General features: G+C 63.7%; 13 protein-coding genes. 2 read left to right on the plus strand and 11 right to left on the minus strand.

Going from position 1 to position 12,805, the window contains the following annotated elements; all coding sequences use genetic code 11:
- The 9 genes from NFX52_RS26395 to NFX52_RS26435 form a co-directional block, all read right to left on the minus strand.
- Window positions 1-160: GTP-binding protein (locus tag NFX52_RS26395; protein WP_238385723.1), on the minus strand; the 160-nt coding region annotated here is incomplete at its 3' end.
- A 222-nt stretch (window positions 161-382) separates the two neighbouring features.
- Complete coding sequence (gene fusA, locus NFX52_RS26400; protein ID WP_055401687.1) at window positions 383-2,485, minus strand: elongation factor G; 2,103 nt, start codon at window positions 2,483-2,485, stop codon at window positions 383-385.
- A gap of 149 nt (window positions 2,486-2,634) precedes the next feature.
- Entirely contained in the window at window positions 2,635-3,108 is a 474-nt protein-coding gene (gene rpsG / locus NFX52_RS26405) for a 30S ribosomal protein S7 (protein ID WP_005798541.1), read from the minus strand.
- A 172-nt stretch (window positions 3,109-3,280) separates the two neighbouring features.
- On the minus strand, window positions 3,281-3,658 hold the full coding sequence (rpsL, locus tag NFX52_RS26410) for a 30S ribosomal protein S12 (RefSeq protein WP_007851137.1): 378 nt from the start codon (window positions 3,656-3,658) through the stop codon (window positions 3,281-3,283).
- A 260-nt stretch (window positions 3,659-3,918) separates the two neighbouring features.
- On the minus strand, window positions 3,919-5,088 hold the full coding sequence (locus NFX52_RS26415) for a D-alanyl-D-alanine carboxypeptidase family protein (protein ID WP_055401689.1): 1,170 nt from the start codon (window positions 5,086-5,088) through the stop codon (window positions 3,919-3,921).
- A 120-nt stretch (window positions 5,089-5,208) separates the two neighbouring features.
- Window positions 5,209-5,862: an alpha/beta hydrolase gene (locus NFX52_RS26420; protein ID WP_055401691.1), complete on the minus strand. Its 654-nt coding sequence runs from the start codon at window positions 5,860-5,862 to the stop codon at window positions 5,209-5,211.
- A gap of 97 nt (window positions 5,863-5,959) precedes the next feature.
- On the minus strand, window positions 5,960-6,319 hold the full coding sequence (locus NFX52_RS26425) for a (2Fe-2S) ferredoxin domain-containing protein (RefSeq protein WP_055401693.1): 360 nt from the start codon (window positions 6,317-6,319) through the stop codon (window positions 5,960-5,962).
- A 55-nt stretch (window positions 6,320-6,374) separates the two neighbouring features.
- Window positions 6,375-7,472: a VanZ family protein gene (locus NFX52_RS26430; RefSeq protein WP_238385747.1), complete on the minus strand. Its 1,098-nt coding sequence runs from the start codon at window positions 7,470-7,472 to the stop codon at window positions 6,375-6,377.
- A 19-nt stretch (window positions 7,473-7,491) separates the two neighbouring features.
- A complete protein-coding gene (locus NFX52_RS26435) occupies window positions 7,492-7,920 on the minus strand; it encodes a CopD family protein (RefSeq protein ID WP_055401694.1) in 429 nt (142 codons plus the stop codon).
- A 325-nt stretch (window positions 7,921-8,245) separates the two neighbouring features.
- Between NFX52_RS26435 and hemB the strand changes: the two genes are divergently transcribed.
- Window positions 8,246-9,253, plus strand: coding sequence for a porphobilinogen synthase (gene hemB / locus NFX52_RS26440; protein WP_055401696.1), 1,008 nt, complete (start codon window positions 8,246-8,248; stop codon window positions 9,251-9,253).
- Window positions 9,254-9,311: 58 nt separating this feature from the next.
- A complete protein-coding gene (locus NFX52_RS26445; RefSeq protein ID WP_055401698.1) occupies window positions 9,312-10,442 on the plus strand; it encodes a magnesium transporter CorA family protein in 1,131 nt (376 codons plus the stop codon).
- An 83-nt stretch (window positions 10,443-10,525) separates the two neighbouring features.
- On the opposite strand, the gene NFX52_RS26450 is transcribed toward NFX52_RS26445, so the two are convergent.
- On the minus strand, window positions 10,526-12,076 hold the full coding sequence (locus tag NFX52_RS26450) for a tetratricopeptide repeat protein (protein ID WP_055401700.1): 1,551 nt from the start codon (window positions 12,074-12,076) through the stop codon (window positions 10,526-10,528).
- A gap of 536 nt (window positions 12,077-12,612) precedes the next feature.
- Window positions 12,613-12,805, minus strand: a 193-nt coding sequence (locus tag NFX52_RS26455; protein ID WP_252635887.1) for a hypothetical protein, incomplete at its 5' end; no start/stop codon positions are given.

The following is a 12,805-nucleotide window of genomic DNA, read 5'->3' on the forward strand; positions in this document are numbered from 1 at the left end:
GCGCTGCGTCGATCTGGTCGTATGCCTTGGCTTCACCGCCGAACTTGGCAGACAGCACGGTAGCGATGGCTGCCGTCAGCGTCGTCTTGCCATGGTCCACGTGGCCGATTGTGCCCACGTTGACGTGGGGCTTGGTCCGTTCGAATTTACCTTTTGCCATTTTGAATCTCCAAAGAGCAATGCCTGTGTCGGGGTTTAACGTCTGCACCCGATTGCTGGTTCGTCCCGCACAGGGCAACAGGACGGCACCGGGTCGCAGATTGCAAGAATTTTGCTACTGTTTTGATAGCTGCTAGCGCTTTATAGACAAGCGCTAGCAGCCAATCTGATTCAAAAACAAAGAGGAAAGGCCTGCCCAGGGCAGACCTTTCACTCGTCGCGCTTACTTGGCGCGTGCAGCCATGATGGCTTCAGACACGTTGCGCGGTGCTTCGCTGTAGTGCTTGAATTCCATCGAGTACGTGGCGCGGCCTTGCGTCGCGGAGCGCAGCGAGGTCGAGTAGCCGAACATTTCGGACAGTGGCACTTCAGCGCGGATGGCCTTGCCACCGCCCGGGATGTCGTCCATGCCCTGGACCATGCCACGGCGGGAGGACAGGTCACCCATCACGGTACCAGCGTAGTCTTCCGGCGTTTCCACTTCCACAGCCATCATGGGCTCCAGAATGACCGGGCCGGCCTTGCGGCAGCCTTCCTTGAAGCCGAAGATGGCAGCCATCTTGAACGCGAGTTCGTTCGAGTCCACATCGTGGTACGAACCGAAGTGCAGCGTGACCTTGACGTCCACCACGGGGTAACCGGCCAGCACGCCTTGCGTGACGGCTTCGTTGATACCCTTTTCCACGGCCGGGATGAATTCGCGAGGAACCACACCACCCTTGATCGCGTCGACGAACTCGATGCCCTTGCCGGCTTCGTTGGGTTCGATCTTGAGCACGACGTGGCCGTACTGGCCCTTACCGCCGGACTGGCGCACGAACTTGCCTTCGGCTTCTTCCACCGTCTTGCGGATGGTTTCGCGGTAGGCAACCTGAGGCTTGCCCACGTTGGCTTCCACGCCGAATTCACGCTTCATGCGGTCCACGATGATTTCCAGATGCAACTCGCCCATACCGGCGATCAGCGTCTGGCCCGATTCTTCGTCGGTCTTCACGCGGAAGGATGGATCTTCTGCAGCCAAGCGCTGCAGTGCGATGCCCATCTTTTCCTGGTCAGCCTTGGTCTTGGGTTCCACGGCCTGGGTGATCACAGGCTCAGGGAACACCATGCGCTCCAGAATGATCTGGGAGTCGATGTCGCTCAGCGTTTCACCGGTCGTCACGTCCTTCAGGCCCACACAGGCAGCGATGTCGCCGGCACGGATTTCTTCGACTTCCTGGCGCTCGTTGGCGTGCATCTGCACGATACGGCCGATACGCTCCTTCTTGCCCTTGATGGGGTTGTAGACGGTATCGCCCTTGCTCAGAACGCCGGAGTACACACGCACGAAGGTCAGCTGGCCCACGAACGGGTCGGTCATCAGCTTGAATGCCAGGGCCGAGAACTTCTCGCTGTCGTCCGCCTTGCGGGTGACGGGGTTTTCGTCTTCATCGGTACCCGTCACGTCAGGGATGTCCGTCGGTGCTGGCAGGTAGTCGATCACGGCGTCCAGCATGCGCTGCACACCCTTGTTCTTGAACGCGGTGCCGCACAGCATCGGGTGGATTTCCGTGGCGATGGTGCGCGTACGCAGGCCGAACTTGATTTCAGCTTCGGAGAGGTCGCCCTCTTCCAGGTACTTGTTCATCAGCTCTTCGGAGGCTTCGGCAGCGGCTTCCACCATCTTCTCGCGCCATTCCTTGGCGGATGCGACCAGGTCGGCTGGAATTTCTTCGTAGGTGAACTTCATGCCCTGAGAGGCTTCATCCCACAGAATGGCCTTCATCTTCAGCAGATCGACCACGCCGGTGAACTTGTCTTCGGCGCCGATTGGGATCACCACGGGCACAGGGTTGGCCTTCAGGCGCAGCTTCATCTGCTCGTAGACCTTGAAGAAGTTGGCACCGGTACGGTCCATCTTGTTCACGAAGGCCAGGCGAGGCACCTTGTACTTGTTGGCTTGGCGCCAGACGGTTTCCGACTGGGGCTGCACGCCACCCACGGCGCAGTACACCATGCAGGCGCCGTCGAGCACGCGCATCGAACGTTCCACTTCGATCGTGAAGTCCACGTGACCGGGGGTGTCGATGATGTTGAAGCGATGCTCTTCGTAGGAGTTGTCCATGCCCTTCCAGAAGCAGGTCGTGGCAGCCGAGGTGATCGTGATGCCGCGCTCTTGTTCCTGCTCCATCCAGTCCATGGTGGCAGCGCCGTCGTGCACTTCGCCAATCTTGTGGCTCACGCCCGTGTAGAACAGGATACGTTCGGTGGTCGTGGTCTTGCCAGCGTCAATGTGGGCCGAGATACCGATATTGCGGTAGCGCTCGATGGGAGTCTTGCGAGCCATGGTGGATCCTTGGATGGGTCGTGTTGTTCGGGGGGCGGGCCCAGCATTCTGGCGCTGCAACCCGTCAATTTTGTGACTGCCTGAAATCGACACAAGGCTGCAGGCAAAACGCCAGCAGCCTTGGACCTATATCAGGGCAAATCCGCGTTTTAGAAGCGGAAGTGGCTGAATGCCTTGTTGGCTTCGGCCATGCGGTGCACTTCGTCACGCTTCTTCATGGCGCCGCCACGGCCTTCGGTGGCTTCCAGCAGTTCGTTGGCCAGGCGTTGGGCCATCGACTTCTCACCGCGCTTGCGGGCGGCTTCCTTGATCCAACGCATGGACAAAGCCAGACGACGGACAGGGCGCACTTCCACAGGCACCTGGTAGTTGGCACCGCCCACGCGGCGGGACTTCACTTCGACCATGGGCTTCACGTTGTTGATGGCAACAGTGAAGGCTTCCAGCGGGTCCTTGTCAGGGTGCTTCTTCTCGATCAGTTCCAGGGCGCCATAAATGATGCGCTCTGCAACCGCCTTTTTGCCGCCTTCCATGATCACGTTCATGAATTTGGACAGCTCTACATTGCCGAACTTGGGATCCGGCAGGATTTCACGTTTGGGGACTTCGCGACGACGTGGCATTTTTTACCTCTATCTTTGCTTCAGTTGGCATCTTTTCAGACACCGCGAGAGCCAATCAAGGACTCCCACTTACTCGACCCGCGCAGAACACCTGCGTTTGGGGCCACTACGCTGCTTCACCGCGCCACGCGGGAGACAGCACCGAAAATTCTTTTGTGCAAAAGCGCAGGGCTTACTTGGCCTTGGGCTTCTTGGCACCGTACTTGGAGCGCGACTGCTTGCGGTCTTTCACGCCTTGCAAGTCGAGCGAACCACGCACGATGTGGTAACGCACACCGGGCAAGTCCTTGACACGACCGCCACGAACCAGCACCACGCTGTGTTCTTGCAGGTTGTGGCCTTCACCGCCGATGTAGGAAATGACCTCAAAACCGTTGGTCAGGCGCACCTTGGCAACCTTACGCAGAGCGGAGTTAGGCTTCTTAGGCGTCGTGGTGTACACACGGGTGCACACGCCGCGGCGCTGGGGAGAGTTTTCCATCGCAGGGCTCTTGGACTTGATCTTTTCGACCTCGCGCCCCTGACGGACTAGTTGATTGATGGTTGGCATGAATACGTCCCTAAACGTAAAAAACGAAAACGTGAAACCCTTCGGAATTTCCGAAAAGCCTTCTAATGTAGCAGCAAGGCCTTGAACGGGCAAGCGCTACGCGGTTTTCCTCGGAAACCCAGGCTCAAGATGGAGACCAAAAGCCGCCGAAAGCGCGCGGCAAGCCAGAACCGCCGCGCTGGCGGTACCCCCTTCCCGAATGGCTGCGCTGTTCGGGAAGGGGGGTGAAGACGCGGCAGCGCCTGAGGGGGATGTTCCTGCTACTTTATCCAGAGCCGGATGGCATCCCATGCACGGCCCAGGATGCCTGCCTGTTCCACGCCTTCCAGCGCGACCAGCGGCACTTCCGCCACAGCCTGTTCGCCCAGGAGTACCTTCAGGGCGCCCACAGACTGCCCCTTGGTGAACGGAGCAACCAGCGGGTCGGGGCGCGCAATCTGGGTGGTGATCTTGCCTGCACTGCCTGCGGGCACGGTCACCACGATGGCCTCATCGCGGCCGATCTTGAGGGTGTTTTCCGTGCCCTTCCAGACAGCGGGCGTAGCGACGGGCTTGCCGGCGTCAAACAGCTTGACGGCTTCAAACGCGGTATAGCCCCAGTTCAGCAGCTTCTGGCTTTCGTTGGCGCGCGCATTTTCGCTGGCAGCACCGAGCACGATAGACAGCAGGCGGCGCTGGCCCACGCCTGGGAATTCACGCTTGGACGTGGCCACCAGGCAGTAGCCTGCGGCTGCGGTGTGGCCGGTCTTGAGGCCGTCCACGGTCGGATCGCGGAACAGCAGGGAATTGCGATTGCTGCCGTTCGATGCGGGCGTGCCGGGGTAGCTGTACTGCTTGGTGGAGTAGTAGTGCATGTACTCCGGGAAATCCTTCATCAGGCGCGTGGCGAGAACGGACAGGTCGCGCGCCGTGGTGAGGTGGCCGAGCTCGGTCAGGCCTTCGGGGTTCTTGTAGCTGGTGCCGCTCATGCCCAGGGCCTTGGCCTGGTCGTTCATGAGCTTGACGAAGTTTTCGTACGTGCCGCCAACGCCCTCGGCCAGCGCTACCGTGGCATCGTTGCCGGACTGGACGATCATGCCCTTGATGAGGTCTTCCACCGGCACCTGCATCTTGGGGTCGATGAACATGCGCGAGCCGGGCATCTTCCAGGCGCGCACGCTCACAGGCAGCTTCTGGTCCAGCGTTATCTTCTTGGCGCGCAGCGCGTCAAACACCAGGTAGCCCGTCATGAGTTTGGTGAGCGAAGCCTGCTCCACCGGCGCGTCAATGTCCTTGGCGGCCAGCACCTGGTTGGCCGTGACGTCCACCAGCATATAAGTGCGCGCGGCAATTTCAGGAGGCTGGGGCGCCTGGGCATAGGCGCCGAAAGCGGCAGGGGCCACGGCAGCAAAGACGGCCAGAGATCGCAGCGCGGACAGGATTCGTTTCATGGGCAATAAGTGGCTGGAAAGGCTCGGAAAAGAAGAAAAAGAAACAGCAGAAACTGCTGGGAGGCGACCAGGAGGGGGCGGGTTGAAGCCAACCCCAAGTCAGACGCAGGCTTGAGTGGCTCAGCCTTGCGATTGCAGGTGGCGCACCACCAGATTTTTCAGAAGCGGCAATTGTCCGTGAAAGAAATGCCCCCCTGCGGGAATGACTGTGACAGGCAGTATCTGGGGCCGCGCCCAGTCCATCACAGCGGCCAGCGGCACGGTGTCGTCGTGCTCGCCGTGCACGACCAGGGTGCGCAGATGGGCATCGGGCGGCACCGGGGCAACGGCAAAACGGCTGGCTGCCGTGCCCACCAGCACCGCCTGGTCCACGCGACCCTGCGGCCAGAGGGCGGCCAGCGCATGGCTGGTGACAAATGCGCCAAACGAGAATCCCGCCAGCGCAATCCGCTGGCCAGCGGCAGCGGGCGCCACCTGCTCCACCACTGCCAGCAGGTCCTGCAGCTCGCCCTGGCCTTCGTCGTACACGCCTTCGGTGCCGCCCACGCCGCGAAAATTGAAACGCACGGCCGTCCAGCCACACTGCACAAAGGCGCGCGCCAGCGTCTGCACCACCTTGTTGTCGATGGTGCCGCCAAACAGCGGATGGGGATGGGCAATGATGGCCACGCCACGGGGCGCCGCAGCACCGTCGGCCAGCGTGGCAGCGTCACGCACGGCCTCGATGGCGCCTGCGGGGCCGGACAGGGTCAGGCGTTCAGTCTGGGCATTCACGGGTTTACTACCAATTTAATAGCTGCTAGCGCATGCTGGAAAAGCGCTAGCAGCCAAAATCATTCAAGAAAAAACAACGAGACGGATGGAGGCGTATTCAGCGGCCAAGTTCCGCCGGTGTGACCAGGCGCTCCACCACCTGGCCGTTCTTGAGGTGCGATTCGACGATCTCGTCAATGTCGGCGGCATCCACATAGGTGTACCAGGTGCCCTCGGGGTAGACCACCGCGACAGGGCCGCCCGCGCAGCGGTCCAGGCAGCCGGCCTTGTTCACGCGCACCTTGCCGGCCCCCGCCAGGCCTGCCGCCTTCACCTGGGCCTTGCAGCGGTCAAAACCCGCCTGGGCGTTGTGGTGGGCGCAGCTGTCCTCGCCGTTGGTGCGTTCGTTCAGGCAGAAAAAGATGTGGCGCTGGTAGTAGCCGGGCACTGCGGCCGGTGCGGGGGTGGTGTCGCTCATGGCTGCATTTTACGAACCCACGCGTCCACGATGTCGGCGCGGCGCTGAATGCGACTCAGGAGGAGCCTTCCTTGCGCGACACCCGAAACACCACGTAGATCAACGTTGCGTAGGGCCACAGCCACCCCAGCCACTGGCCCAGGCCGTAAAAGCGGATGAACCGGCCCTGCTCCCAGATCTGCAGCGTCTGCGCAAAGTAGGCGCTGGTGGGAGCCTGGTTGAGCAGCGCCAGGTGCCAGACCAGGGCCACCAGCAGCACGGCAGCGCAGGCACGCCGAGGCAAGGCCAGCAGCATCACCGCCAGCGCCAGCGCGCCCCACACGCCCACGCGCGTGGGCAGGCCCATCCATTCCCAGGCATGCACGGGACCCCAGCTCAGGGCGGCCGACAGCGCGGTGAGCGTGACGCCCACGGCCACCACACCCAGGGCAAACAGCGCCCGCCGCCCCACATGGCGGATCACGCAGTAGCCCAGCAGGCACGGGGCCAGCAGGCCCAGCGTCACGCACAGCAGCTCCCCGCTGGGCGAGAGCGGGTCGAGCGCAGCCTCGCGCAGCGGCAGCCAGTCCAGAAACGGGGTGTCGGCCAGCACCTCGATGAGCGCCGCTTCCAGCCGCTCCAGCACCTGCCCCAGCCCGAACGGCACCGCCGCCGGGAACAGCAGCGCCAGCGGCCACAACGCCAGTAGGACGATGGCGCCGCTGGCGTCCTGCACAAACCAGCGGCCCTTGAAATCGCTCCAGCGGTCGATGGCGCCCAGGCGCTCCAGCAGCGCGGCGCTCAGCGCCCCCGCCAGGGTGCCCGCCGCGTTGAGCAGCAAGTCCAGATTGGAGGGCACACGACGGGGCAGGTAGATCTGCAGGAACTCCATGACCAGTGACAGCAGCATGCCCACCAGCGTGGCCAGCAGCACCGCGCCCCGCCCCCAGCCCGAGCGCAGCATGGCCAGCACCAGCAGAAAACCCAGCGGGGCATACCCCACAACATTGGTGGCGATGTCAAAACCCGTCCAGTACGGCGGGGGCAGCGGCGCCAGCAGGAAGACCAGGGGGTCAATGCCCTGGGCGCGCCAGCCGTCAAACGGGAACAGGCTGGCAAAGACGATGAGCGCCGTGTAGATCAGCGCAAGAGGCCAGGCGGAGGTCTTGGACACCAGCGTCAGCTCTGCGCGTTCAGAACGGCTTGACCACCACCAGCACCACCGCCACCAGCAGCAGCAGCACCGGCACCTCATTGAACCAGCGAAACCACACATGGCTCCTACGGCTGGTGCCGTCGGCCAGCTTGCGCAGCACCACGCTGCAGGCGTGGTGGTAGCCGATCACCAGCAGCACCACCGCAAGCTTGGCGTGCATCCAGCCATTGCCGGGGCCCCAGCCGATGCCGTAACCCATCCACAGCCACAGGCCCAGCGCCAGCGCAGGCACGGCCAGCAGCGTGGTAAAGCGCAAAAGCTTGCGTGCCATGAGCAGCAGGCGGTCGCGCTCGGCGGCTGAGCCCGGCGCCACCATCGCCAGATTGACGAAGATGCGCGGCAGATAGAAAAGGCCAGCAAACCAACTGGCCACGAAGACGATGTGAAAGGCTTTGACCCAGAGCATGGAGGCAGTTTAAGGGCCTGTGCGGGCCACCCGAGGCCGCACCAAAAAAAAGCCCGGCAAATCCGCCGGGCCGGGAAAGCCTGTTTTGCATCGCTGCAACCCGAGGCCCCGCTCAGGGAGGGAAAGCGGGGGGCGGCAAGCCGCCCGGCGCCAATTTAGCACCGGGCATCGGGTGTTACAAGCGGCATTTCTACAGGGCGCAGTGCGGGCGACCTGGGCGTCGGCAAGTGGCACCCCCATGCCAGTGCACCCGTGGATCCGGCTTCGCCGGTCCACCGGGTGCGTCCCAGGGAGCCGCGCAGCGGCTCAGGGGGATAATCTCGCGATGCACCTCCAAAGCCCCGCCCCCTTCCCCCAGAACCGCCCGCGCCGCCTGCGCCGCGATGCTTTTACCCGCAACCTGGTGCGCGAAAACGCTGTGACGCCGCACGACCTCATCTACCCCGTGTTTGTGCATGAAGGCAGCCAGCGCCGCGAGGCCGTGACCTCCATGCCCGGCGTGGACCGCCTGAGCCTGGACCTGCTGCTGCCCGTGGCCGAAGACTGCGCGCGCCTGGGTATCCCGGTGCTGGCGCTGTTCCCGGCGATTGACCCCTCGCTCAAGACGCCCGACGGCAAGGAGGCCCTGAACCCCGACGGCCTGATCCCGCGCGTGGTGCGCGCCCTCAAGAAGGAATTCCCGCAGCTTGGCGTGATGACCGACGTGGCGCTGGACCCCTACACCAGCCACGGCCAGGACGGCGTGCTCGACGACACCGGCTACATCATCAATGACGAGACGGTGGAGATCCTCACCGGCCAGGCGCTCACGCATGCCGAGGCGGGCGTGGACATCGTCGCCCCCAGCGACATGATGGACGGGCGCATCGGCGCGATCCGCGAGGCGCTGGAAGTGCAGGGCCACATCCACACCCGCATCATGGCCTACAGCGCCAAGTACGCCAGCGCCTTCTACGGCCCCTTCCGCGATGCGGTGGGCACCCGCGGCGCCCTGGGCAAGGCCGACAAGAACGTCTACCAGATGGACCCCGGCAACAGCGACGAGGCTCTGCGCGAGGTGGCCATCGACATCGCCGAAGGCGCCGACATGGTGATGGTCAAGCCCGGCATGCCCTACCTGGACATCGTGCGCCGCGTGAAGGACGAGTTCAAGGTGCCCACCTTCGCCTACCAGGTCAGCGGCGAGTACGCCATGATCAAGGCCGCTGCCGCCAATGGCTGGCTGGACCACGACGCCGTGATGATGGAAAGCCTGCTGGCCTTCAAGCGCGCCGGTGCCGATGGCGTGCTGACCTACTTTGCGCGCGACGCGGCTCGTTTGCTAACAAAATAATAGCTACTAGCGCTTTATGGACAAGCGCTAGAGGCACTTTTCATTCAAAACCGGGGTCATGCGCATCTTCCACATCCACAGCGGCGGCGTGCAGGAGCTGGCCGAGCTGCCCACACAAATGCCCGCCCAGGGTTTTGTCTGGATCGCCTGCGCGCGCCCGGCCTTCCAGGCACGGCTGGCCGAGATCCAGGCGAGCCTGCAGACCCTGGTGGGGCTGCAGCTGGTGGACCTGCACGTGTCCGACCTGCTCAACGCGCAACTGCCCTCGCACTACGACTACACCTCGCAATACGACCTGCTGGTGTTCCGCCGTCTGGCCACCTTGAATGGCGACGCCCCGGACGCACCCAGCGCGGCGGGCGCCGGTGCGCCCCCATCGCTCAAACGCAGCGGCCCGCCCGTGCTGCGCCGCATCGACACCAGCCCGGTGGGTTTTGCCGTGTTCGACCAGCTGCTGCTGACCGTGCACCCCGCAGACTGCGCGGTGCGCGACGCCTATGCCACACGCCTGCTGGCCTCGCTGCCCACCAGCCCCAGCGAAGGCCGCAGCAGCCCCGTGCCCGGCGCCCGCGTGCCCACCAGCCCGGCCGACCTGATGCTGCGCGTGGTCAACCTGATGGTGGATGGCTACCTGGACCTGCGCCGCGAACTCACGCGCCAGCTCGACCACTGGCAAAACGAACTGCTCAAGCCCCGCGCACGCTACGTGAACTGGACATCGCTGCTCGAAGCCCGCCTGTCGCTGCACATGCTGGACGAGATCTGCGAAGACCAGCGCACCGCCGTGCAGGACTGGATCGACGCGCTGGAAACCTGGGCCCTGCCCGAGACCCCGCTCGGCCTGCGCGAGCTGGACCTGCTCAAGGTGCGCAGCCGCGATGTGCTGGAGCACATCGAACGTGTGGTGCACCACGTGCGCCGGCTGGAGCAAAGCACCGAAACCGCCGTGCAGATGCACTTCAGCGTGCAGAGCAACCGCACCAACGACATCATGCGCACGCTGACCGCACTGACGGCGGTGTTCCTGCCGCTCAATCTGATTGCGGGCATCTTCGGCATGAACTTCGAGTTCTTGCCGCTCATCCACAAGGCCGATGGGTTCTGGTGGGCGCTGGGGTCGATGGTGTTCATCGCCCTGTCGCTGGTGATGCTGTTCTGGCGCAAGCGGTATCTGGCGAGGACGAGGTGACCGTGCCAGCAAAAGCCCGCAGCTGACACAGCAGCACAAGCCCTTCCCGCCCGACGTTCACCGCACCAGCGGCCACGCAGCCGTCAACCTGCCAATGCCAGGGCCAGTGGTTGCCGTGCGCGAAAAGCCCATTTCGGCCCCAGACGGAAGGCCTCCAGCCTGCGCGAGGAAGCGGTAGCAAAAAAGAGGTCTTCGGACAAATGGAGGCGTTCAAATACCCGCCGCTGGCGCACCGAGCGGCGGCGCAGATCCCCCTCAAAGGCATTGCCGTCACCGCGCGATTGTTCGAACAATGCTGCCGCGCGCGCCAGGTTCTGCAGCGCTAGGGGTGTCAATGCCGGCACGGCACGCGGTGCGGACAAACGGGCCTGCGCGATAAACGGGTTTTGCCCCACCAGCAACCCCCATGGCCGACGGCCCTCGACGGGGTCGACACTCAGGGCCTCCAGCTTGGTCAAACCGAAGTCGCGCGCCAGCGTCAGCCGCACGGCCAGCCAGGGATCGGCTTGACGCACTTGCTCAATCGCCTCGCGCGCTACGGATTCACTCCCCTGCAGCGGCAGCACCAGTGAGCCCAACAGGCGCTGCGCGTGCGTATCGCCCTGGTTGGCAGCGGCATGCAGCCACGCAATGGCCTGCTCCGACTCCACCACCGAGTTCGACGCGCGCAGTATCAAAGCCCCCAGCTTGCGCTGCGCCTCGGACTGCCCAGCCATTGCCGCTTTCTCCAGGAAGAAGCGGGCCATCTGCGGGTTGGATACCGACGAGCGGTGGTCTGCATGCGTCGCGTACAGGGCAAGCCATGCATCGTCCCGGCCCGCGTCCGCAGCGCGCAACAACAAGGCCACGCCTTTGCGCAGGTTCAGCGACGTGGCCAGCCGCGCTGGCGTCAGCGTGCCGCTGTCAATTCCGCAACGCGCACGGCCCAGCAGGCACGCAGCGTCCCGATCCCCGCGTACGACAGCCAGCTCCAGACTGGCCTCAATCTGGTCAGGAGCCAGCCCGCGCAAGGAGTGTTTCTCGCGCTCGGCCCACAAGACCGCCGCCACGACCAGGTCCGACAGGGCGTGTGTCAAGCGCGGCGCCACCATCAGCGCCACCCGCAGGCAATCGACCAGCTGGTCCAGTCCCCCTTCTTCACGCGCCTGGCACGCTGAGATCACCGCGACCTGCACCACGTCCACTGCAGCGCTGGATTGGATCGACTCCACCATCACATCCAGCGCCCGGTCTGAACGTGCACCATCCACGGCTGCGATGACCTGGCTGGCCTCGACGTGTCCAGCGGCAGCGGCCGTCTCCAGCCAGGTCCGCCCCGCCGCGAAGCGGCTGCGCGCCAACGCCATCCACACGCCCAGCTTGAACTGCGCCAGCGGGCTGCCTGCAGCGGCGGCCTTGTGCAACGCATCTTCCTGCTTCAGTTCGAGCAGATCCTGCAGCGGCAAACTCTCTGCAATGGCACACGCGGTTTCGGGCAGCTCACGGACGCTGGGGTGTGAGAGGTACTCAATCCCCGTGGCCACATGGCGCGGAAACCCGTCGCCCCCCACCAGGTAACGCCGGCCCGCTTTGCTGCGGGCGGCGGGATCACCCTGGCGGGCCAGGGTCAGCAATTGAATGTCTTGTCTGCGCATGCTCGGCTCTCTTCAATATGTGTTGCGGGGGCGGCACACTGAAGCGGCCTTTAGAACCTGTTCAAAATCTTTTCGGGGATCGCATTGGAGTGCAATCGGGATGAGTGGAAGCTTCGGATGCGCCGCATGGGCGCATGCCCATGCAAGCAGCCGGGGCGTCCAATCGCCCGATTTCACTCCAACCCTTCGGGCAAGTGCCTTGCCGGGCGGTCTGCGGCGTTGCGGCGCTTGTGGATAGCCAAGCTATCCACTGCGCACCGCGCCTTGCATCCCATCCCGGCAAGGGACTTGTGCGACCCTGAAAAGATCTTGAACAGGTTCTTAGCACGCAAACTGGCAAACACCCCCTGCTTTGGACAGGTTTGAAGAATAGAAACGCACGCCTGACAGCGGGATTGCGCGCACATGACATCTCTGCAATGAACCGCCTGACTGCCCGCGACCCATGCAAAAAAGCCCGCATCCCCTGGGGGATGCGGGCCAATCGTTTACCTTGGAGACAATTGCCCATCGCGATGGGCAAGAGGAAGACCGCCTTAGAACGTGTGGCGCAGGCCGATGTCCAGACCCTTGGAGTTGTCACCCGCACTGGTCTTCGCACCGTTAAGGCTACGCTGAACAAGCCCTCGAAATTTCCCGCGCGAACGCGGAAGACGCCATTTTTTGGATTTTGTGGCCTCTTGCGCCGCCCATTTGGGCCGTTCGCAGGGCCTTGAGGCCCGATTTCCA

The sequence above is a fragment of the Acidovorax facilis genome (assembly GCF_023913775.1).
GTDB classification, from domain to species: domain Bacteria; phylum Pseudomonadota; class Gammaproteobacteria; order Burkholderiales; family Burkholderiaceae_C; genus Acidovorax; species Acidovorax facilis.

Coding starts and splice junctions, on each gene's coding strand:
- NFX52_RS26450 (WP_055401700.1), bottom strand. CDS start 12,076: ATGCGCAGACAAGACATTCAATTGCTGACCCTGGCCCGCCAGGGTGAT.
- NFX52_RS26415 (WP_055401689.1), bottom strand. CDS start 5,088: ATGAAACGAATCCTGTCCGCGCTGCGATCTCTGGCCGTCTTTGCTGCC.
- fusA (WP_055401687.1), bottom strand. CDS start 2,485: ATGGCTCGCAAGACTCCCATCGAGCGCTACCGCAATATCGGTATCTCG.
- NFX52_RS26435 (WP_055401694.1), bottom strand. CDS start 7,920: ATGCTCTGGGTCAAAGCCTTTCACATCGTCTTCGTGGCCAGTTGGTTT.
- rpsG (WP_005798541.1), bottom strand. CDS start 3,108: ATGCCACGTCGTCGCGAAGTCCCCAAACGTGAAATCCTGCCGGATCCC.
- hemB (WP_055401696.1), top strand. CDS start 8,246: ATGCACCTCCAAAGCCCCGCCCCCTTCCCCCAGAACCGCCCGCGCCGC.
- NFX52_RS26445 (WP_055401698.1), top strand. CDS start 9,312: ATGCGCATCTTCCACATCCACAGCGGCGGCGTGCAGGAGCTGGCCGAG.
- NFX52_RS26425 (WP_055401693.1), bottom strand. CDS start 6,319: ATGAGCGACACCACCCCCGCACCGGCCGCAGTGCCCGGCTACTACCAG.
- rpsL (WP_007851137.1), bottom strand. CDS start 3,658: ATGCCAACCATCAATCAACTAGTCCGTCAGGGGCGCGAGGTCGAAAAG.